19 protein-coding genes are annotated in these 21,476 nt (G+C 74.8%); 18 read left to right on the plus strand and 1 reads right to left on the minus strand.

The window, feature by feature from the left end:
- Nucleotide 1: 1 nt before the first annotated feature.
- Nucleotides 2-1,009 carry an AAA family ATPase gene (locus ABIE39_RS12085; protein WP_222592415.1) on the minus strand — a complete coding sequence of 336 codons (1,008 nt, stop codon included), beginning with the start codon at nucleotides 1,007-1,009 and terminating at the stop codon, nucleotides 2-4.
- Nucleotides 1,010-1,466: 457 nt separating this feature from the next.
- Between ABIE39_RS12085 and mraZ the strand changes: the two genes are divergently transcribed.
- From mraZ to ABIE39_RS12175, 18 genes are all read left to right on the plus strand, one after another.
- Entirely contained in the window at nucleotides 1,467-1,901 is a 435-nt protein-coding gene (gene mraZ / locus ABIE39_RS12090; protein WP_031316739.1) for a division/cell wall cluster transcriptional repressor MraZ, read from the plus strand.
- Nucleotides 1,902-2,088: 187 nt separating this feature from the next.
- Nucleotides 2,089-3,150, plus strand: a complete 1,062-nt coding sequence (rsmH, locus tag ABIE39_RS12095; RefSeq protein ID WP_354051916.1) for a 16S rRNA (cytosine(1402)-N(4))-methyltransferase RsmH — start codon at nucleotides 2,089-2,091, stop codon at nucleotides 3,148-3,150.
- Nucleotides 3,147-3,596: a cell division protein FtsL gene (ftsL, locus tag ABIE39_RS12100; protein WP_175009541.1), complete on the plus strand. Its 450-nt coding sequence runs from the start codon at nucleotides 3,147-3,149 to the stop codon at nucleotides 3,594-3,596. The genes rsmH and ftsL overlap by 4 nt, the downstream gene beginning before the upstream one ends.
- A 338-nt stretch (nucleotides 3,597-3,934) precedes the next feature.
- Nucleotides 3,935-5,653 carry a peptidoglycan D,D-transpeptidase FtsI family protein gene (locus ABIE39_RS12105; protein ID WP_255437325.1) on the plus strand — a complete coding sequence of 573 codons (1,719 nt, stop codon included), beginning with the start codon at nucleotides 3,935-3,937 and terminating at the stop codon, nucleotides 5,651-5,653.
- Between the two features lie 115 nt (nucleotides 5,654-5,768).
- Nucleotides 5,769-7,424, plus strand: a complete 1,656-nt coding sequence (locus ABIE39_RS12110; protein ID WP_175009539.1) for a UDP-N-acetylmuramoyl-L-alanyl-D-glutamate--2,6-diaminopimelate ligase — start codon at nucleotides 5,769-5,771, stop codon at nucleotides 7,422-7,424.
- Nucleotides 7,421-8,857 (plus strand): UDP-N-acetylmuramoyl-tripeptide--D-alanyl-D-alanine ligase, encoded by a 1,437-nt coding sequence (locus ABIE39_RS12115; protein WP_354051919.1) that lies wholly within the window; start codon nucleotides 7,421-7,423, stop codon nucleotides 8,855-8,857. Before ABIE39_RS12110 ends, ABIE39_RS12115 begins: the two co-directional genes overlap by 4 nt.
- On the plus strand, nucleotides 8,854-9,936 hold the full coding sequence (gene mraY, locus ABIE39_RS12120) for a phospho-N-acetylmuramoyl-pentapeptide-transferase (protein WP_021483305.1): 1,083 nt from the start codon (nucleotides 8,854-8,856) through the stop codon (nucleotides 9,934-9,936). The genes ABIE39_RS12115 and mraY overlap by 4 nt, the downstream gene beginning before the upstream one ends.
- Nucleotides 9,936-11,384, plus strand: a complete 1,449-nt coding sequence (gene murD, locus ABIE39_RS12125) for a UDP-N-acetylmuramoyl-L-alanine--D-glutamate ligase (protein WP_354051921.1) — start codon at nucleotides 9,936-9,938, stop codon at nucleotides 11,382-11,384. The genes mraY and murD overlap by 1 nt, the downstream gene beginning before the upstream one ends.
- A gap of 12 nt (nucleotides 11,385-11,396) precedes the next feature.
- Nucleotides 11,397-12,743: a putative lipid II flippase FtsW gene (gene ftsW, locus ABIE39_RS12130; protein ID WP_175009536.1), complete on the plus strand. Its 1,347-nt coding sequence runs from the start codon at nucleotides 11,397-11,399 to the stop codon at nucleotides 12,741-12,743.
- A 127-nt stretch (nucleotides 12,744-12,870) separates the two neighbouring features.
- Nucleotides 12,871-14,019 (plus strand): undecaprenyldiphospho-muramoylpentapeptide beta-N-acetylglucosaminyltransferase, encoded by a 1,149-nt coding sequence (murG, locus tag ABIE39_RS12135; protein WP_175009535.1) that lies wholly within the window; start codon nucleotides 12,871-12,873, stop codon nucleotides 14,017-14,019.
- Nucleotides 14,016-15,494, plus strand: coding sequence for a UDP-N-acetylmuramate--L-alanine ligase (murC, locus tag ABIE39_RS12140; RefSeq protein ID WP_354051923.1), 1,479 nt, complete (start codon nucleotides 14,016-14,018; stop codon nucleotides 15,492-15,494). The genes murG and murC overlap by 4 nt, the downstream gene beginning before the upstream one ends.
- Nucleotides 15,494-16,540 (plus strand): cell division protein FtsQ/DivIB, encoded by a 1,047-nt coding sequence (locus ABIE39_RS12145; RefSeq protein WP_175009534.1) that lies wholly within the window; start codon nucleotides 15,494-15,496, stop codon nucleotides 16,538-16,540. Before murC ends, ABIE39_RS12145 begins: the two co-directional genes overlap by 1 nt.
- 149 nt (nucleotides 16,541-16,689) lie before the next feature.
- Nucleotides 16,690-18,027: a cell division protein FtsZ gene (gene ftsZ, locus ABIE39_RS12150; protein WP_175009533.1), complete on the plus strand. Its 1,338-nt coding sequence runs from the start codon at nucleotides 16,690-16,692 to the stop codon at nucleotides 18,025-18,027.
- Nucleotides 18,028-18,061: 34 nt separating this feature from the next.
- Nucleotides 18,062-18,868 carry a peptidoglycan editing factor PgeF gene (gene pgeF / locus ABIE39_RS12155; RefSeq protein ID WP_354051926.1) on the plus strand — a complete coding sequence of 269 codons (807 nt, stop codon included), beginning with the start codon at nucleotides 18,062-18,064 and terminating at the stop codon, nucleotides 18,866-18,868.
- Between the two features lie 139 nt (nucleotides 18,869-19,007).
- The gene (locus ABIE39_RS12160; RefSeq protein WP_034652914.1) at nucleotides 19,008-19,493 is read left to right on the plus strand and encodes a cell division protein SepF; all 486 of its coding nucleotides are present in this window, start codon (nucleotides 19,008-19,010) and stop codon (nucleotides 19,491-19,493) included.
- A gap of 151 nt (nucleotides 19,494-19,644) precedes the next feature.
- Complete coding sequence (locus ABIE39_RS12165) at nucleotides 19,645-19,935, plus strand: YggT family protein (RefSeq protein WP_021482710.1); 291 nt, start codon at nucleotides 19,645-19,647, stop codon at nucleotides 19,933-19,935.
- Nucleotides 19,936-20,161: 226 nt separating this feature from the next.
- Nucleotides 20,162-20,836, plus strand: coding sequence for a DivIVA domain-containing protein (locus ABIE39_RS12170; protein WP_074810057.1), 675 nt, complete (start codon nucleotides 20,162-20,164; stop codon nucleotides 20,834-20,836).
- Nucleotides 20,837-20,973: 137 nt separating this feature from the next.
- Entirely contained in the window at nucleotides 20,974-21,435 is a 462-nt protein-coding gene (locus ABIE39_RS12175) for a TraR/DksA family transcriptional regulator (RefSeq protein WP_021482712.1), read from the plus strand.
- The last annotated feature ends 41 nt before the right edge of the window (nucleotides 21,436-21,476 follow it).

The raw sequence follows: 21,476 nt of genomic DNA on the forward strand, positions 1-21,476 counted from the left end.
GTCAGCGTCGCTCGGTCGCGTCCAGCGCGGGGATCGGCGTCTGCGCCACGAGGGACGCGACGACGGCCTCGGCGTCCTGGCCCGAGAGTCGTGCCTCGGTGGTGACGACGAGCCGGTGCGCGAGCACGGGCACCGCGAGGTACTGCACGTCGTCGGGGAGCACGTGGTCGCGCCCTGCCATCGCGGCCAGCGACTTCGCCGCGCGCAGGAGCTGGAGCGTCGTGCGGGGGGAGGCGCCGAGGCGCAGGCCCGGGTGCTCGCGCGTCGCGGTGACGAGCGCGAGGACGTAGCGCTTGACGGCCGTGGACGCGTGGACCGAGCGCGCGACCTGGGCGAACCGCAGCACGTCCGCACCGGTGGTCACGGGCCGCAGGTGCGCGAGCGGGTTGTCCGTCTCCTGGCGGTCGAGCATGCGCAGCTCGGCGTCGACGTCCGGGTACCCCACGGTGAGGCGTGCCATGAAGCGGTCGCGCTGGGCCTCCGGGAGGGGGTAGGTGCCCTCCATCTCGACCGGGTTCTGGGTCGCGACGACGAGGAACGGGCTCGGGAGCATGTGGGTCGTGCCGTCGACCGTCGTCTGGCCCTCCTCCATGCACTCCAGGAGCGCCGACTGGGTCTTGGGGGAGGCGCGGTTGATCTCGTCGCCGATGACGATGTTGGAGAAGACGGGGCCCGGGCGGAACTCGAACTCGTGGTTCGCCGCGCGGTAGATGTTGACGCCGGTGAGGTCGCTCGGCAGGAGGTCGGGCGTGAACTGGATGCGGCCGACCTTGCAGTCGATCGTGCGAGCCAGGGCCTTGGCGAGCGTGGTCTTGCCGACACCGGGGACGTCCTCGACGAGGAGGTGCCCCTGCGCCAGGAGGACGGCGACGGTGACGGTCACGAGGTCGGGCCGCCCGGTGACCACGGACTCGATGCCGGAGCGGATCCGTCCGGTCGTCTCGACCAGCTCGTCGAGACCGGCGAGGTGTCCTGCGCCGGGCTCGTCGGAGGGCGCGACAGGGGCGATGTCGGGGAGCACGGGGACCTCCGTCGTCGGTGGCGCAGGGGCCGCGGACCGGCGAGACCGCGGGTGGGAAGAGCCTAGTTGACGGGGGAGGGTCCGCCGACCCGTGCCCGGGGGCCGTCGCGCCGGGCTGTCCCGCCCCGGGCCCTCCCTCTCCCTCCACGGCAGCCGAGCGCGCCCGCCGTCGGCCCGCCTGCGAACGTCCGGCGCGCCCGGGAGCCGCCCGCCGCACGACGGCGGAGCCTCGGGGCGGTGTCCGCGACGCGCCCTGGGGAGTGCTCCCCTCCACCGTTCTCCACCCCTGCTGACCTGCGGAGATCCTGCGAAGACGGGTGAAACTCGCGAGTTTCACCGAGAGCGGTGGAGGGAAGTGGAGTACCGTGGAGCAGAAGGGAGAAGGAGGGGAGGTGCCTGGTGCATGTCCGGCTTCGTGGACGACGTGCTCGGTGGTTCCTCCGGCCTGCTCCTGGGCACCTTCACGCCGCGTCTGGACGACAAGGGGAGGCTCATCCTCCCCGCGAAGTTCCGGTCACGGCTCGCTCCGGGTCTCGTCATGACGCGGGGGCAGGAGCGCTGTCTGTTCCTGCTGCCGATGGACGAGTTCCGGCGCATGTACGACCAGATCCGGCAGGCGCCGGTGACGAGCAAGCAGGCCCGGGACTACCTGCGCGTCTTCCTCTCGGGGGCGAGCGACGAGATCCCGGACAAGCAGGGACGTGTCTCGATCCCCGCGCCCCTGCGGGCGTACGCGGGGCTCGACCGCGACGTCGCCGTGATCGGCGCCGGTACGCGCGTCGAGATCTGGGACGCGCAGGCGTGGGAGACGTACCTCGCGGAGCAGGAGTCGGCGTACTCCGACACCGCGGAGGAGGTGTTCCCGGACCTGCGCTTCTAGGGCCGAGCACCCCCGGCTCCGCACGGTGAGGCCTCCTCCCGCCCGGTCTGGCGCACTTCCCCGGCGCCAGAAAGGACGCGGAGGGAGACCTGACCGTACGGGTCCCCAGCGCGGCACGACCAGCAGCACCCGAGCACGACGACCAGCCGGCGACCGGCACGACGACCAGCAGAGAGAGGAGGAGGACGTGACGAGCACCCCCGACGACGCCGCCGAGCGGCACGTCCCGGTCCTCCTCCAGCGCTGCGTCGACCTGCTCGCGCCCGCGCTCGGCGAGCCGGGCTCCGTGCTCGTCGACTGCACGCTCGGCATGGGTGGCCACACGGAGGCCGTCCTGGAGCAGGTGCCGACGGCGCGCGTGGTCGGCATCGACCGCGACCCCGAGGCGATCGACCGCGCGTCGCGCCGCCTCGCGCGCTTCGGCGACCGCTTCCGCGCCGTGCACGCCGTGTACGACGAGATCGACGCCGTCGTGGCGGACGTGGTCGGGGCACCCGTCCAGGGCGTGCTCATGGACCTCGGCGTCTCCTCGCTCCAGATCGACGAGACGGAGCGCGGGTTCTCCTACGCCCACGACGCCCCGCTCGACATGCGCATGGACCCCACCGTGGGCCTCACGGCCGCGGACGTCCTCAACACGTACGACGAGCGCGCGCTCACCCGGATCCTGCGCGACTACGGCGAGGAGCGGTTCGCCCCGCGGATCGCGCGGGCCGTGGTGCGCCGGCGCGATGAGCAGCCGTGGGAGCGCAGCGCGGACCTCGTCGACCTGGTCCGCGCGTCGATCCCGGCGGCCACCCGCACGACGGGCGGCAACCCTGCCAAGCGCACGTTCCAGGCGCTGCGCATCGAGGTGAACGGCGAGCTCGAGGTGCTCGAGCGCGCGGTCCCCGCCGCGGTCGACGTGCTCGCCGTGGGCGGGCGGATCGTCGTCGAGTCGTACCACTCGCTCGAGGACCGCATCGTCAAGCGCGTGCTCGCCGCCGGCGCGACGATCAGCGCGCCCGCCGGGCTGCCGGTCGTACCCGAGCAGGACGAGCCCTACCTGCGCCTGCTGACCCGGGGGGCCGAGGAAGCGCCGGCCGGGGAGCGCGAGACGAACCCGCGGTCCGCGTCCGTGCGCCTGCGGGCGGCCGAGCGCACCCGCCCGACACCGCCGCACCGCCGCCCGTCCGCCGGCCGCCGCTCGCCGGCGCCCGGCCACCGACCGACCGACCGACCGCACGACCCGGGGGAGACGACACGATGAGCGCACAGAGGTCGACCGCCGCCCGCCCGCTCCCGCGCCCGGCCCGGCCGGCGCCCGCACCGCGCCCGTCGCTGACCGCCCTGCCGGGCGGCGCGTCCGAGCGGGCGCTGCGCTCGCGCCTCGAGCTCGTCCGGGCGCCGCTGCAGGCGCGCTCCAAGGTCCCGTTCCTCGTGGTCTGCATGTCGATCCTCGGTGCCGCGCTCCTGTGTGCTCTCCTGGTGAACACGACGATGGCGCGCAACTCCTACGAGATGTCGGAGCTGCGCCGGGAGGTGAGCCGCGTGGCCCAGGACACGCAGAGCCTGCAGCTGCAGGTCGCCGAGCGGACGACGGCGCTGCCCGAGACCGCGCGCGGCCTCGGCATGGTCGATGCGCAGGACCCGGCGATGGTCCGGCTGTCCGACGGCACCGTCCTCGGCGTCGCGCAGGAGGGGGCGGGGGAGTGACGCAAGGTACGGGCGCCGGGCGCACCGGCCGGTCACGACCGGCCGCGGGCACCCCGCGCCCCCGTCCCGCCACCACGGCCTCCCGGGCCTCCTCGGGGGGCCGTCCTGCGTCCGGTGCCCGGCGGGCACCCGACGGTCCGGCGTCGGCGGGCCGACCCGTCACCGCGCGCACCACCTCGGCGCGCACGACGTCGGGTCGTACGTCGACGACGCGCAGCACGTCGGGGCGTGCCCCGGCGTCGCGCGCGCCGCGCGGCGCAGGCGGTCCGCCGACCCGTCCGGCCCGGGGCACGCGCGAGCCGGGTCGACCCGAGCGGCGGCAGCGCTGGCTCATCGTCGTGGCGGGCGTGATCACGGCGGTGTTCGTCGCGCAGCTCGTGAACGTCCAGGTGCTCCGCGGGCCCGCGCTCGCGGCCGAGGCCCAGAACGACCGCACGCGCAGCTCGACGACGCTCGCGCACCGCGGCGACATCACGGACGCCGACGGCGTGGTGCTCGCGACGTCGGTGGACCGGTACACCGTCGCGGCCGACCTCCAGGCGATCGCACGCTTCGAACCCCGCTCCGGCGACCTCGTCTCCGGCGAGCCGCTCGAGGAGGGCGGCGCGGTCGGCGTCGCGAAGCTGCTCGCGCCGATCCTCGACCGGTCCGCGGTCGAGCTGGCGGCCGACCTCGTCGGCACCTCGCGGTACCTCATCCTCGAGAAGGACGTCACGCCCGAGGTGCAGCGCCAGATCGCCGACCTGCGGCTGTCCGCGTACGTGAGCACGACCATGACGAGCGAGCGCACCTACCCGGCGGGCACTGTCGCCGGCAACCTCGTGGGCTTCGTCAACGACGAGCAGACCGGTGGGGGAGGGATCGAGGCGTCGTACGACGACGTGCTCGCCGGCACGCCCGGTTCGCGCCGGTGCGAGGCGGGCCTCGGCGGACAGCTCATCCCCACCGGCCGGTGCGACGTCGTCGACGCGGTGCCGGGCCGGAACGTCCGGCTCACGACCGTGCGCGACGTGCAGTGGAAGGCGCAGGACTCGATCGACCGGGCCGTGAGCGAGACGGGCGCGGAGTACGCGATCGCCGTCGTGCAGGACGTCCGGACGGGCGAGGTGCTCGCGCTCGCGGACTCGGGCACGGTGAACCCGAACGACCGCTCGACGGACGCGGTCGCGCGCCCGAGCCGTGCCGTCGCGAACGTGTTCGACCCCGGGTCGACGGGCAAGGTCATCACGATGGCCGCGGCCATCGAGGGCGGCCACGCGGACGCCGGGTCGCGGTTCGAGGTGCCCGACCGCTACACGACGCCGAACGGCCAGACCTTCCAGGACTCGCACGACCACCCGGTCGAGCGCCTCACGCTCGCGGGCATCCTCGCGCAGTCGTCGAACACGGGCACGGTCCAGGTCGGCGAGAAGATCCCCAAGCAGGTCCGCTACGACTACCTGCGGAAGTTCGGCTTCGGCCAGAAGTCGGGTCTCGGGCTGCCGGGCGAGTCGGCGGGCATCCTGCACCCGGCGGACTCGTGGGACGGCCGCACCGAGTACGCCGTGCTCTTCGGCCAGAGCGTGTCGGTGAACGCGATCCAGGCGACGAGCGTCTTCTCGACGATCGCGAACGGCGGGGTCCGGACGACGCCGAGCATCGTCGCCGGGACGACGGACGAGCGCGGCGAGCTCGTGCCCGCGGAGCGGCCGGCACCGGAGCGCGTCGTCTCCCAGGAGACCGCGGACACGGTGCTGCACATGATGGAGTCCGTCGTGGAGGAGGGCACCGGCTCGAGCGCGTCGGTGCCGGGCTACCGCGTCGCGGGCAAGACCGGCACCGCGGAGGCGGCCGGCGAGGACGGGCGCCTGTCCGGGATCATGGCGTCGTTCATCGGTGTCGCGCCCGCGGACGACCCCCGGTACACCGTGTCGGTGTTCCTCAAGAACCCGCACTCGTCCATCTTCGGCGGCGTCGTCGCGGCCCCGGTGTTCAGCGAGATCATGGGCTTCACCCTCGAGCACGAGGGCGTCCAGCCGAGCACCGAGCCCTACGTGCCGCTCCCGACGACGTGGTGAACCTCACCGCCCCTCTCCCGGTCGCCGGTGAAGGTCCCGTGAAGCGCGCCCCCGGGCGGGCGCAGCGGCCCGCGGGCTTGCGGGGCCGCCCGTCCCGGCACGGTAGGTTCTACACGTGACATCCCCGATCGACCGTCTTCGCCCTGCCACGACCACCCGTCGGTCGGTGGCGGACCTGGCGGCACGGTTCGGGCTCGACGTCCGCGCAGGTGGCGCGCCCGCCGCACCGGGCTCCGTCGAGGTGTGGTCGGTGGCGTCGGACGACCGCACCGCCGACGCGGGCGACCTCTTCGTCGCGCTGCCCGGCGCCCGGGCGCACGGTGCGCGGTTCGCGCCCGCCGCGGTGAGCCGCGGCGCCTGCGCCGTCCTCACGGACGAGCAGGGCGCCGACCTGCTCGCGGACGCCGGCCTCGACGTGCCGGTGCTCGTCGCCCCGGACCCCCGCGCGCTGCTCGGTCCCGTCGCGGCGTGGGTGTACGGCGCCCCCGCGCAGGACCTCACGACGTTCGGTGTGACGGGCACGAACGGCAAGACCACGACGACCTACCTCGTCGACCACGCGCTGCGCGCGCTCGGCTGGACGGGCGGCCTCATCGGGACGGTGGAGATGCGCTCGGGCGACCGTGTCCTGCCGAGCCGCCTCACGACGCCCGAGGCCGCCGACCTCCAGGCGCTGCTCGCGGCGATGCGCGAGGACGGCGTCCGCACGCTCGCGATGGAGGTCTCGTCGCACGCGCTCGCGCTCCACCGCGTGGACGGGCTCGTGTACGACGTCGTCGGGTTCACGAACCTCAGCCAGGACCACCTGGACTTCCACGGCGACCTCCAGGAGTACTTCGAGGCCAAGGCCCTGCTCTTCACGCCCGAGCACGCGCGCCGCGGTGTCGTCGTGGTCGACGACGCGTGGGGCGAGCGCATGGTCTCCGCCGCGCGCGTCCCGGTCGCGACGCTGCGCGTGAGCCCGGCCGCCGTGGGCGCCGAGCAGCTCGCGGCGGACTGGACCGTGCACGACGTCGAGCCGTCGGAGGCGGGTGGCTCGGCGTTCACGCTGCGCCACCGCGACGGCCGGAGCGTGCGCACGACGACGTCCCTGCCCGGTCACTTCAACGTCGCCAACGCGGCCCTCGCCCTCGCCCTCGTGCTCGAGGCGGGCACGGACGCGCGCGACCTCGAGACGGCGCTCGCGGCGGCGGGCGGGCTCGCCCCTGCGGTCCCGGGCCGCATGGAGGTCGTCTCCGAGCCGCCGCACCGCCCACGCGTCGTCGTCGACTTCGCGCACAACCCGGACGCGCTCGCGCTCGCGCTCGACGCGCTGCGCCCCACGACCCCCGGCCGGCTCGTCGTCGTGTTCGGCGCGACCGGCGACCGCGACCGCGGCAAGCGCCCCACGATGGGCGGCGTCGCGGTCGAGGGCGCCGACGTCGTCGTCGTGACCGACGACGACCCGCACGGCGAGGACCCGGCCGCGATCCGCGCGGAGGTGCTCCCGGGCGCCCAGGCCGCGCGCGAGGCGGCGGCCGCCGCGCCCGAGCCGCGCGACGTCGTCGTGCTCGAGGTCGCACCGCGCGCCCGGGCGATCCGCGAGGCGATCCTCGCCGCGGGCCCGGACGACACGGTGCTGGTCGCCGGTCGCGGCCACGAGGTGTGGCAGGAGATCGCCGGCGTCGACCACCCCCTGGACGACCGCGTCGAGGCGCGGGCCGCGCTCGAGGAGCGCCCCGCGACGCCGACGCCTCACGACACCCCCGACCTGAAGGAGCACCACGCATGATCGAGCTCACTGCGGCGCAGGTGGCCGCAGCGACCGGCGGACGCCTGTCCGCCGACCCGGAGGTACGGGTCGGGGGGCCCGTGGTCGTCGACTCGCGCAGGGTCGCACCGGGGTCGCTCTTCGTGGCGCTGCCGGGCGAGCACGTCGACGGCCACGACTACGCCGCCGGCGCGGTCGCCGCGGGCGCGACGCTCGTCCTCGCCGCGCGCGAGCTCGACGTGCCGTGCGTCGTCGTGGACGACGTCCAGGCCGCGCTGGGCGAGCTGGCCCGCCACGTGCTCGCGACGCTGCGCGAGCGCGGCGACCTGCGCGTGGTCGGCGTCACCGGCTCCGTCGGCAAGACCACGACGAAGGACCTGCTCGGCCAGCTCCTGCGCCCCGAGGGCCCCACCGTGGTGCCGCGCGGCTCGTTCAACAACGAGATCGGCCTGCCGCTCACGGTCCTCGAGGCCGACGAGTCCACGCGCTTCCTCGTGCTGGAGATGGGCGCGAGCGGCGTCGGTCACCTCACCTACCTCACGCGCATCGCGCCCCCGGACGTCTCGGTCGTGCTCGTCGTGGGCAGCGCCCACCTGGGCGAGTTCGGCGGGATCGAGGCCGTGGCGCGCGCCAAGTCCGAGATCGTCACGGGCCTCGCGCCCGGCGGCGTCGCGGTGCTCAACGCGGACGACCTGCGGGTCGCCGCGATGGCCGACGTCGCGCCGGGAGAGGTCGTGACGTTCGGGACGATCCCCGCCGCCGACGTGCGCGCGGAGGACCTGGGCATCGACCGCACGGGCCGGGCGTCCTTCACGCTGCGCGTGCGCCCCGGCGCGGCGGGCGACGCCGCCACGAGCGCGCGAGCGACGCTCGGCCTCGTCGGCGAGCACCACGTGACCAACGCCCTCGCCGCCGCGACGGCGGCGCTGCGCCTCGGTGTCGCGCTGCCCGACGTCGTCGCGCGGCTGTCCGACGCGCGCGCCCTGAGCCCGCACCGGATGCAGGTCACCGAGCGGCCCGACGGCATCACGGTGATCGACGACTCCTACAACGCCAACCCCGACTCGATGCGCGCCGCGCTCAAGGCGCTCGCCGTCATGGCCGGGCGCGACCGGCGGTCCGTGGCCGTGCTCGGCGAGATGCTGGAGCTCGGCGAGGACTCGCGCGTCGCGCACGACGACATCGGCCGGCTCGTGGTCCGATTGAACGTCAAGCTGCTCGTCGTGGTCGGTGAGGGTGCCGGCGGGATCCACGACGGCGCGACCCAGGAAGGGTCGTGGGGCGACGAGACGCGCTTCGTCCCCGACGTGGAGACGGCGTCGGCGCTGCTGCGCGACGAGCTGCAGGAGGGGGACGTCGTGCTCGTGAAGGCCTCGAACGGGTCCGGGCTGTGGCGGCTCGGCGACGAGCTGGCGGCCGCGGGCGCCGATGCGGCGGGGGGTGAACGCGCGTGATCGCGATCATCGTCGCGGCGGGCGTCTCCCTGCTCGTCGCGCTCTTCGGGACGCCGCTGTTCATCCGGTTCCTCGTGCACCGCAACTACGGGCAGTTCGTCCGCCAGGACGGCCCGACGGCGCACTTCACCAAGCGCGGCACGCCCACCATGGGCGGGGTCGTCATCATCGGCGCGACGCTGCTCGGCTGGGCGATGTCGTACGTCGTCTCGGGGCGGTTCCCGAGCGTGTCCGCGCTGCTCGTCCTCTTCCTCATGACGGGTCTCGGGATCGTCGGCTTCCTCGACGACTTCACGAAGATCCGCAAGCAGCGCAGCCTCGGGCTCACGGCCCGCGCGAAGATCATCGGCCAGGGTGCGGTCGGCATCGCGTTCGCGGTGCTGGCGCTGCAGTTCCCGAACGAGCACGGCCGCACGCCCGCGTCCACGCGCATCTCGTTCCTGCGCGACACGAACCTCGACCTCGCGTTCGCGGGGGTCACCGTCGGGCTGATCCTGTTCGTGCTCTGGGCCAACTTCCTCATCACCGCGTGGTCGAACGCGGTCAACCTCACCGACGGTCTCGACGGCCTCGCGACGGGCGTCTCGCTCATCGTGTTCGGCTCGTACGTGCTCGTGGGCATCTGGCAGCTCAACCAGACCTGCCAGCGCCTCGCGTCGGCGGGGCCGAGCTGCTACGAGACGCGCGACCCGCAGGACCTCGCGATCGTGGCCGCCGCGATCGTGGGGGCGTGCTTCGGGTTCCTGTGGTGGAACGCGAGCCCTGCGAAGATCTTCATGGGCGACACGGGCTCCCTCGCGCTCGGCGGCGCGCTCGCGGGCCTGTCGATCCTCACGCGCACCGAGTTCCTCGCGCTCATCATCGGCGGGCTCTTCGTCATCATCGTGCTCTCCGACGTCATCCAGATCGGGTTCTTCAAGATGACCGGGCGGCGCGTGTTCAAGATGGCGCCGCTGCACCACCACTTCGAGCTGTCGGGGTGGGGCGAGGTCACGATCGTCATCCGCTTCTGGCTCATCGCCGGACTGTTCGCGGCCCTGGGCATCGGGATCTTCTACGCCGAGTGGGTGGTCGGCTAGTGGCACGCGACCCCCACGACCTCGCCGTCCCGCTCGAGCGTGCGCGCGTCGTCGTCGCCGGCCTCGGGGTGTCCGGGCGCGCCGCCGCGGCGGCGCTCCGCCCGCGCGCGGCGTCGGTCGTCACGCTCGACGACGGGGCCGCCGACGCCGACCTGCACGACGCGGCGGACGTGGACCTCACGGCGACGGACCTCGTCGTCGTCTCGCCGGGCTGGCGCCCGAGCCACCCGCTGCTCGTCGCCGCCGCGGAGCGGGGCGTGCCCGTGTGGAGCGAGGTCGAGCTCGCGTGGCGCCTGCGCGTCGCCGGGCCGTCGGGGCGGCCCGCGCCCTGGCTCGCCGTCACCGGGACGAACGGCAAGACGACGACCGTCGAGATGCTCGAGACGATCCTGCGCACCGCGGGCCTGCGGACGGCGGCGGTCGGCAACGTGGGGACGCCCGTCGTCGAGGCCGTGCTCGACCCGACGCTCGAGGTGCTCGCGGTCGAGCTCTCGAGCTTCCAGCTCCACTTCACGCACACGACGTCCCCCGAGGCGGGGGCGGTCCTCAACGTCGCCCCGGACCACCTCGACTGGCACGGCGGGATCGACGCCTACGCGGCCGACAAGGGCCGTGTCTTCGAGGACGCCCGGGTCGCGTGCGTCTACAACGTCGCGGACCCCCGCACCGAGGCGCTCGTGCGCGAGGCGGACGTCGTCGAGGGGGCGCGTGCCGTCGGCTTCACGCTCGGCGCCCCGGCGCGCGGACAGCTCGGCGTCATCGAGGACGTGCTCGTCGACCGCGCGTTCCACGCGCCCGCGGACGCGCCGGACCGGCACACGCACGCCGCCGAGCTCGCGACGCTCGGCGACCTGTCGCACCTCGCGGGCGCCGACGGCGTCGTGCCCGCCCACGTCGTGGCGAACGCGCTCGCCGCGGCCGCCCTCGCGCGGGCGCACGGCGTCCCGGCCGTCGCGGTGAGAGACGGGCTGCGCGCGTTCCGCACGGGGTCGCACCGCATCGAGCAGGTCGCGTCGGTCGACGGGGTGGCCTACGTCGACGACTCCAAGGCGACGAACGCGCACGCCGCGTCCGCGTCGCTCGCGGCGTTCGCACCGGGGACGGTCGTGTGGGTCGCGGGGGGCCTCGCGAAGGGGGCGTCGTTCGACGAGCTCGTCGCCGCGCGCGCCGACCGGCTGCGCGCCGTCGTGCTCATCGGCCTCGACGCGGAGCCGTTCGCCGGTGCGCTCGCCCGACACGCGCCCGATATCCCCGTCGTGCGCGTGGATCCTGGCGACACTGGGACCGTGATGCCCCGCGCCGTCGACTCCGCCCGCCGCCTCGCACAGGCCGGCGACACGGTGCTGCTCGCGCCCGCCGGCGCGTCGATGGACCAGTTCCGCTCGTACGCCGCGCGCGGCGAGGCGTTCGCCGAGGCGGCGCGCGCCCTGCGCCCCGACCACGGGTAGGCCGGGCCGCCCATGACCCAGACCGCGAACGGACGAGGCGCGCCCTCGACGCGCACCGTCCCCCGCGCCGGCACGAGCCGGACGGTGCCGCGGGGCCGCACGACGACGCGCGAGCCGCGACGCCCGCGGCCCGCGCCCGCCGAGCGGCCGTGGCTCGGCCAGTGGAACAGCACGGTGACGAGCTACTACCTCCTCGTCGGTGCGACGGCGCTGCTCGCGATCATCGGTCTGGTCATGGTGTTCTCCAGCTCGGCGGTCACGCAGATCGCCGCGGGCCAGTCGCCGTTCGGGGCGTTCTTCGAGCAGGCGAAGTTCGCCCTCATGGGCCTGCCCGTCCTGCTCGTCGCCACGCGCGTGCCGGTCGAGTGGTACAAGCGGCTCGCGTGGCCCGCGCTCTTCGTGGCGCTCGGGCTGCAGATGCTCGTGTTCACGCCGCTCGCGAAGAACGTCAACGGCAACACCGGCTGGATCGACCTGGGGCTCTTCACGTTCCAGCCGGCCGAGGTCGCGAAGCTCGCGCTCGCGCTGTGGCTCGGCGTCGTCCTGGGGCGCAAGCAGCGGATGCTCGGGCAGTGGCGCCACGTCCTGATCCCTGCCGTGCCGGTCGCGGTCGCGGTCGTCGGGCTCGTCCTCGCGGGGCACGACCTCGGCACGGCGCTCGTCGTCATGGCGATCATCGCCGGGGCGTTCTTCGTCTCGGGCGCCGACGGGCGCCTGCTCGCGCTCGGGGCGGGCGGCGCCGCGTTCGTCGTCGGGTACGTCTTCATCCTCAACCAGTCGGGCGGCGACCGGCTCTCGCGCATCATGGCGACGTACCGCGAGTGCACCGACACCCTCGGCGAGTGCTACCAGTCGATGCACGGCCTCTACGCGCTCGGCACGGGCGGGCTCACGGGCGTCGGCCTCGGGGCGAGCCGCGAGAAGTGGTCGTACCTGCCGGAGGCGCACAACGACTTCATCTTCGCCGTGATCGGCGAAGAGCTCGGGCTGCTCGGCACGCTCCTGGTGCTGGGGCTGTTCGTCATCGTCGGCGTCGCCACGAGCCGGATCGTGCGCCGTCACCCCGACCCCTTCGTGAAGATCACGACGGCCGGGATCGCGTGCTGGATCGTCGGCCAGGCCTTCATCAACATCGGCGTCGTCATCGGGCTCCTGCCCGTGATCGGCGTCCCGCTGCCGCTCGTCTCCGCGGGCGGCTCCGCGCTCATCATGACGATGGCGGCGCTCGGCGTGCTCATCTCGTTCGCGCGCTCGGAACCGGGCGCTGCCGAGGCGCTCGCCGCGCGGGGGAGCGTCGTGCGGCGCTCGCTCGCCGTCGTCGGCCGGGCCGCTCGCCCGGGGCGTCGGGCCGCGCGATGACCTCCCCGGAGGTCGTGGCCGCTCGGGCCGTGACCCCGGACCCGTGGGGCGCCCCGCGCTCCGCACGACAGACCTCCGCACGACGGACAGGACGCGGCACCCGCCGCAGGGAAGGACGACGAGGTACGTGACGACGATCGGTTCGGTGGTGCTCGCAGGCGGCGGGACGGCGGGGCACGTGAACCCGCTCCTCGCGGTGGCGGACGAGCTGCGGGCGCGTGAGCCCGGAGTGGTGGTGACCGCGCTCGGGGTCGCGGGCGGTCTGGAGGACGACCTCGTCCCCGCCCGGGGATACCCCTTGCGGCACGTGCCGCGCGTCCCGCTCCCGCGCCGTCCGAGCGCGGAGTGGGTCAACCTCCCGGGACGCCTCAAGTCCGCCGTGGACGCGGCGGGCGCCGTCATCGACGAGACCGGCGCGCGCGTCGTCGTCGGCTTCGGGGGCTACGTCTCGACGCCCGCGTACCTCGCCGCGCGCCGTCGCGACGTCCCCGTCGTGATCCACGAGCAGAACGCGCGCCCCGGCCTGGCGAACCGCCTCGGCGCCCGCTGGGCCGCGCGCGTCGGCGTGACGTTCGAGGGCACGCCGCTCAAGGGCGGCGTCGTCACCGGGCTGCCGCTGCGCCGCGAGATCCAGGACCTCGTGGCCGCGCGGACGGCGGACGCCGCGGCGGTGCGCGCGGACGCCGCGGCGCGCCTCGGCCTCGACCCCCGCGCGCGCACGCTCGTCGTCACCGGCGGCTCGCTCGGGGCGCAGAGCCTCAACGAGGCGGTCTCGGGGGCCGCCGGCGCGCTCCTCGGGACGGGTACGCAGATCCTCCACCTGACCGGCAAGGGCAAGGACGGCGCGGTGCGCGAGGCCGCGCACGCGGCCGTCGCGGCCCGTCCTGGGGCGCGCTACGACGTGCGCGAGTACCTCGCCGAGATGCAGCTCGCGCTCGCGGTCGCGGACCTCGTCGTGTGCCGCGCGGGCGCGGGCACGGTGGGCGAGCTCGCCGCGCTGGGCATCCCGGCCGTCTACGTGCCGCTGCCCATCGGCAACGGGGAGCAGCGGCTCAACGCCGGTCCCGTCGTCGCCGCGGGCGGTGGCCTGCTCGTCGACGACGCGCAGCTCGACGCGGCGTGGGTCGCGCGCGAGGTCCCGGCGCTGCTCGGCGACACGGGCCGGCTCGACGCGATGGCCGCGGCCGCCGCGGGGGCGGGTGTGCGCGACGGCGCCGCGCGCGTCGCGGACCTCGTCGCCGAGGCGGTCGCCGGTGCTCCGGGGGCGCGACCGTGACCGCGCCGTCGGGCGGGATCCCGTTCGTGCTCGAGGCCCTCGGCACGGTCCACCTCGTCGGCGTCGGCGGCGCGGGGATGTCCGTCGTAGCCCGCCTCCTCGCCGCGCACGGCGTCCCGGTCCAGGGTTCCGACGCGCGCGACGGCGACGCGCTCGCCGCCCTGCGCGCCGACGGCGTCCGGGTGTGGGTGGGGCACGACGCCGCGCACGTCGCCGGCGCGGACACCGTCGTCGTGTCGAGCGCGGTGCGCGAGACGAACCCCGAGCTCGCCGCGGCGCGGGCGGCCGGGCTGCGTGTGCTGCACCGCTCGCAGGCGCTGGCCGCGCTCATGGCGCGCGGCCGGTCCGTCGCGGTGGCGGGCGCGCACGGCAAGACGACCACGTCCGCGATGATCGCGACCGTCCTGCGCGGTGCGGGCCTCGACCCGTCGTTCGCGATCGGCGGCACGGTGCTCACCGAGGTCGGCCCCGTCGCGGGCGGCCATCTCGGGTCGGACGTCCTGGTCGCCGAGGCCGACGAGTCGGACGGGTCGTTCCTCAACTACGCCCCGGACGTCGCCGTCGTCACCAACGTCGAGCCCGACCACCTCGACCACTACGGGTCGCGGGCCGCGTTCGAGCAGGCGTTCGTCGACTTCGCCGCGCGGATCGTCCCGGGCGGGACGCTCGTCGCGTGCGCCGACGACGCGGGGGCGCGTGCGCTCGCCGTGGCGCACGCGCGCGACGGGGGAGCGGTGGTCACGTACGGCACGTCCGCGGACGCGGACGTGCGTGTCGCGGGCGTGGCGCCCACCGAGGACGCGGGCCGACCCGGGGTGCGGGCGTCGCTCACGGGCACGGTCGGTGCGGCGCGCGTCGACGAGCTCGAGCTGCGGCTGCGCGTGCCGGGCCACCACAACGCGCTCAACGCGACCGCGGCCGTCGTGACGGCGGTCGTGCTCGGCGTCGACCCGGCGGCGGCGGTCGCCGCCGCGCACGGCTTCCTCGGCACCGGCCGGCGCTTCGAGGCCCGCGGCGAGGCGGGCGGCGTACGCGTCGTCGACGACTACGCGCACCACCCGACCGAGGTGGCCGCGCTGCTCGCCGCCGCCCGACCCGTCGCGGCCGGCGGCCGGGTGCTCGTGCTGTTCCAGCCGCACCTGTTCTCGCGCACCGCGACGTTCGCCCGCGAGTTCGCGCAGGCGCTCGCCGGTGCGGACGAGGTCGTGGTCACGGGCGTCTACGCGGCGCGCGAGGAGCCGGACCCGGCCGTGAGCGCGCGCACGATCACCGACCTGGTCGACGCCCCCGGCGTGGTCGTCGCGGCGGTCGAGGACCGCGTCGAGGCCGCGCACCGCGTCGCGGACGCCGCCCGCCCGGGAGACCTCGTGCTCACCGTCGGGGCGGGGGACGTCACGGAGCTGGGCACCGTCGTCCTCGAGCGCATCCGCGCGCGTCGCGACGGCGCCCCGGCGCCCGGAGGGGGCGAGGCCTGATGCGTCCGCCGCCCAAGCCTCGTCCCGCCGCGCCGCGGCCGGGCCGGTCGGGCGCGGGCGAGCGGGCCGGACGGCCCGCGGACCCGGGCCCCGCGAAGCCGGCCCCGTCCGCGAGCGCGCGCCGCGCGCCGGTCGAGGACACGCCGACGCGGCCGGTGCGCCGCGTCGCGGCGCCGGGCTCCGACCTCGTGCGCTCGTCGGGCGGCCGCCCCGCCGCCGGGCGTCCTCCTGCTGCGCGCAGCGGGGGCCGCGGCGCGGGCACGACGACGTCGGTCCCGCGCGGCGCTTCGGCCGCCCCGATCGGGGTCGTCTCGCACGGCATGGCCGAGCGGCTCGCCGAGCGCGACGCGATGCGCCGCCACCGCGTGCGCACGCGCATCCTCGGCTGGGTCGCGGGGCTCCTCGTCGTGGCCGGCCTGGCCTGGGTCGCGTTCTTCTCGCCCGTGCTCGGCCTCGACCTCGACAGGGTCACCGTCTCCGGCGAGGGCACCGTGATCGACCCGCAGCAGGTCCGCGACGTGGTCGCCGCGGCGGACGGCGTGCCGCTGCCGCGGCTCGACACGGTCGCGCTGCGCGAGCAGGTGCTCGACCTCAACGGCGTGCGCGACGTCGAGATCCGGCGTGCGTGGCCTACGGGGCTGGCCGTGCTCCTCGAGTCGCGCGAGCCCGTCGTGGCGGTGCCCGTGGACGACGGCTTCGCGCTGCTGGACGCGGACGGCGTCCACGTGCGCACCGACCCGGCGGTGCCCGAGGGGCTGCCGGAGATCGACGCGCCGCTCGACGACCAGGGGGCGCGCGCGCTCGACGCCGCGCTCGTGCTGCTCAACGCGCTCCCGGCAGACCTCCACGCGCAGGTCGCGGAGGTCTCGGCGCCCACGCGCGACGCGGTCAGCATGACGCTGCGGGACGGGGTCGTCGTCGAGTGGGGGAGCTCCGAGGAGGCGGCCCTGAAGGTGCGCGTCCTGCAGACGCTCCGGGCCGTCCCGGAGAACGCGGGGGTCACCGTGTACGACGTCTCGGCCCCGCGGCTCCCGGTGACGCGATGAAAGGGCGCGTGGCGATCTCCGACACGCGCGAGACGGTCGTTGATGATGGGCACGTCGACACCTACGGTCGACCCATGAACGACCTGACATAACTATAACCCTCTACTTGAGGGTGAAGGTTCAGGGCTGACCGATCGAGAGGCATTGACGTGGCAACTCCGCAGAACTACCTAGCAGTGATCAAGGTGGTCGGCATCGGCGGTGGGGGCGTGAACGCCGTCAACCGGATGATCGAGGTCGGCCTCAAGGGTGTCGAGTTCATCGCCATCAACACGGACGCGCAGGCGCTCCTCATGTCCGACGCGGACGTCAAGCTCGACGTCGGTCGTGAGCTCACGCGCGGCCTCGGCGCCGGGGCCGACCCGGAGGTCGGCAAGAAGGCGGCCGAGGACCACGCCGAGGAGATCGAGGACGTGCTGCGCGGCGCGGACATGGTCTTCGTCACGGCGGGCGAGGGTGGCGGCACCGGCACGGGCGGTGCCCCGGTCGTGGCGCGCATCGCACGCTCCCTCGGCGCGCTGACCGTGGGTGTCGTGACCCGGCCCTTCACGTTCGAGGGTCGCCGTCGCTCGGTCCAGGCGGACCAGGGCATCGAGAACCTCCGCAACGAGGTCGACACCCTCATCGTCATCCCGAACGACCGCCTCCTGTCGATGTCGGACCGCAACGTCAGCGCGCTCCAGGCTTTCCACCAGGCCGACCAGGTGCTGCTGTCCGGTGTCCAGGGCATCACCGACCTCATCACCACCCCCGGTCTGATCAACCTCGACTTCGCGGACGTCAAGTCCGTCATGCAGGGCGCGGGCAGCGCACTCATGGGCATCGGCAACGCGCGGGGCGACGACCGCGCGGTGCAGGCGGCCGAGATGGCGATCTCGTCGCCGCTCCTCGAGGCGAGCATCGACGGCGCCCACGGCGTGCTGCTCTCCATCCAGGGTGGCTCCGACCTCGGCCTGTTCGAGATCAACGAGGCCGCCCGCCTCGTCCACGAGGCCGCGCACACCGAGGCGAACATCATCTTCGGTGCCGTGATCGACGACGCGCTGGGCGACGAGGTCCGCGTCACCGTCATCGCGGCCGGCTTCGACGGCGGTGCCCCGCAGGCGCGGGGCGACGCGCGCGCGCTCGGCCAGGTGGCCGGTGCCCAGCGTCCCGCGACGAGCGCGATCCCGGTCGTGCCCGCCGCGCGCGCCGTGCCGCCGGCACCGACGACGGGCGCGCACACGCTGCCGCGCCCGGTCGTCCCGATCCAGCCGGAGGCCGACGACGTCCCCGTCACGCTCGACGGCGGGCACGGCCCGGTGCCGGTGCAGCCCGTGGCGCCCGCGCCCTTCACGGTGGTCGGTTCCGGCGACGCCGGGAACCACAACGCGGAGGCCGTCCCGGGCGGGCAGAACGAGGGCGTCGACGTGCCGCCGCGGATCTTCGACGAGGAGCCTCCGCGCCGCAAGGTCGAGGAGCTCGACGTGCCCGACTTCCTCAAGTGACGCGGCGCGGCCGCGCGACGCGGCGCGGGACGCCGTGAGCGCCGTGCCCGTGCAGGACGGGAGGGGCGGCGCCGACGGCGCCGCCCCTCCCGTCGTGCTCGAGGTTGACCTCGGGCCGGGCGTGCGCGCCGGCTTCACGACCCGCGCCGGCGGCGTCTCGCCGGCGCCGTGGGACACGCTCAACCTCGGGCTGAACGTGACCGACGACGCCGACCGGGTGCGCGCGAACCGTGTGTGCGCGGCCGCGTGGCTCGGCGTCCCGGCGTCCTTCGCGACGCAGGTGCACGGCACCCGCGTCGCGACGGTGGAGCCTGCGCCGCGCGGTGCGGACCCGGCCGACACGGTGGGGGAGGCGGACGCCCTCGTCGCCGCGTCCCGCGGCGCAGGCCTGGGCGTCCTCGTGGCCGACTGCGTGCCCGTCCTCCTCGCGGACGCCGATGCCGGCGTGGTCGGCGTCGCGCACGCGGGACGCCGCGGGCTCGCGCACGGGGTGGTCGCGGCGGCACTGGACGCCCTGGTCGCCGCCGGCGCGCGGATCGACCGGGTGCGGGCCGCCGTCGGGCCGAGCGCGTGCGGGCGCTGCTACGAGGTCCCCGCGACGATGCGGGACGACGTCGCGCTCGCGCGTCCGGCCACGTGGTCGACGACGTCCTGGGGGACGCCCGCGCTGGACCTGCCGGCCGGGGTGGTCGCCGACCTGGTCGCCGCGGGCGTGGCGGACGTCGTCCGCGTCCCGGCGTGCACGATCGAGGACGAGCGGTTCTTCTCGCACCGTCGCGCCACGCGCCACGGGACGACGACCGGCCGGTTCGCCGGTCTCGTGGCGCTCACCGGTACCTGAGCGGGCTCGGTCCGACCTCCGCACGAGGTTGCGCACGCCGGGCGTGTCGTCCGGGGCTCGCCGCGCACCCTCGGTTAGCGTGAACGCACCGGTCCGACGGCCGGTGGACCGAGGATCGATCGAGGACGGAGCAAGGCCCATGGCGGGAGCGCTGCGCAAGACCATGCTGTATCTGGGCCTCGCTGATGATCGCGGCGAGGACGAGCAGGACGAGTACGTCGACGAGCTCGACGAGACGGGGGCGGACGTGGCGCACGACTACCAGGCACCGGTGACGCCGCTGCACCGCGCGCTCGGGCCGCGCGAGGTGCCGCAGACGAGCATGTCGGCGGCCGAGCTGCGGCGGATCACGACGGTGCACCCGCGGTCGTACAACGACGCGCGCGTGATCGGCGAGGCGTTCCGCGGCGGCACCCCGGTGATCATGAACCTCTCGGACATGGACGACGCGGACGCGAAGCGCCTCGTCGACTTCTCCGCAGGCCTCATCTTCGGGCTGCACGGGGCCATCGAGCGCGTCACCAACAAGGTGTTCCTGCTCTCGCCCGAGCACGTCGAGATCACCGGCGAGGAGCAGGCCGCCGCGCCGGCCCCCGGTCGCGCGGGCTTCTACAACCAGAGCTGAGCGTGCGCGCGGCGCGGTGCACCCGCCGAGCACGCGCCGCACGCACGGAGGGACGGACGCGGTGACGCGCCCGTCCCTCCTGCGCGTCCGCCCTGGGCGTAGCGCGTGTCCCCGGCGGGGCCGGGTGCGGTGCGTCTGGCACAGTTGACCCGTGATCTGGGACCTCATCACAGGCATCGTCGGATTCCTGCTCTGGCTCTACCTGCTGCTGCTCATCGGTCGGCTCGTGTTCGACTGGGTGCAGTTCTTCGCGCGCGACTGGAGGCCCCGGGGGGTCCTGCTGGTGCTCGCCGAGGTGATCTACTCGGCGACGGACCCGCCCCTGCGCGCCCTGCGCCGGCTCATCCCGCCGCTCTCCCTGGGGCAGGTGCGCCTCGACCTCGCGTTCATCATCCTGTTCTTCGCGGTGACGATCGCGGCGCAGATCGTGTCCTCGCTCTGAGACGCACGTCACCCGATCGGGGTGTCTGGACGGCCCGGACCGGGCCGCTACGTCCGGTTCGCCCCGACCCCCACCGCACGCCCGCGCACGCTGCACGTCGTCGGCACGGTTCCGACGGCGCGCGACGGCGCGGCTGCCCCCGCCCCTGAGGGCAATGTCCGCTACTTTGGAGTCTGGTGATCGCGAGGTCGCCCGGACCGACACGCAAACGCTATGAGGTGAACCGATGGCACTGCTCACTGCAGAGGACATCCTGAACAAGAAGTTCTCGGCGACGAAGTTCCGCGAGGGCTACGACGTCGAAGAGGTCGACGACTTCTTGGACGAGGTGGTGAGGACCCTCAACTCCGTGCAGGAGGAGAACGAGGACCTCAAGTCGAAGCTCGCTGCGGCGGAGCGTCGTCTCGCCGAGCTCAGCCGGGCCGACGCGTCCAGCGCTGCGGTGCAGCCCCCCGTCGTCGAGACGCCGAAGGCGCCCGAGCCCGAGCCGGAGCCCGTGCGCGCGGCCCCGATCTCGCAGGCCGTCGTCACGAAGAACGCGGCGGAGCCCGAGTCGGCGACCGGCATGCTCCAGCTGGCCCAGAAGCTGCACGACGACTACGTGCGCTCCGGCCAGGAGGAGGGCGACCGCCTCATCGCGGAGGCCAAGGAGGAGGGCTCGCGCATCGTGCGCGAGGCCGAGGAGACCTCGCACCGCACGCTCTCGCAGCTCGAGCAGGAGCGTTCGCTCCTCGAGCGCAAGATCGACGAGCTGCGGATCTTCGAGCGCGACTACCGCACGCGTCTCAAGAGCTACCTGCAGAACCTGCTGGGTGACCTGGACAACCGGGGCAGCGCCCTCCCGCCGCGCAGCAACGTCGGCGGGGCGAGCCGCACGAGCGACCTCGCTCCCGGCATCTAGCACCTGCGTCGACAGTCCGGCAGCGGCCGGTACGCCTCGCACCTGCGCCTCTCTCCCGCCTCGGCGGTCCGGCGTGGTGTGTTGTGCGTGCCGGCCGCTGCGTCTACTCTCGCGTGACTCGAACTTGGAGGGGCGACATGACCAAGCTCACCACCGCGGCCCGTTCGGCCGTGCGCGACCGTTTCCCGAACCTCGCGAAGGACGTCAAGTCCTTCCCCGTGCGCGACGGGGAGGAGCCCTGGACCCTGCGTGAGGCCGAGGAGCTCGCCGCGGAGCTGCTCGCCGAGAAGGAACGGCTGGAGGGGGAGCTCGCCGTCGCCGACGAGGAGCTGTCGAACCTCCTGCGCCACTCCGGTGACGGCGCCGGTGACGACCAGGCCGACTCCGGGTCCAGCGCCCTCGAGCGCGAGCAGGAGCTGACGCTCGTCAACAACGTGCGCGACCTCCTCGCGCAGACGTCGCACGCGCTCGACCGCATCGCGGCCGGCACGTACGCGACGTGCGAGGAGACGGGGCTGCCGATCGGCAAGGCGCGCCTGCAGGCGTTCCCGCGCGCGAACCTCTCCGTCGAGGCCAAGCAGCGCGCCGAGCGGCGCTGAGCGCCGGGGCGCCGGGGGGCCGCGTCGCCCGGGGCGACGAC

Source organism: Cellulosimicrobium sp. 4261 (assembly GCF_040546915.1).
Taxonomy (GTDB): domain Bacteria; phylum Actinomycetota; class Actinomycetes; order Actinomycetales; family Cellulomonadaceae; genus Cellulosimicrobium; species Cellulosimicrobium cinnabarinum.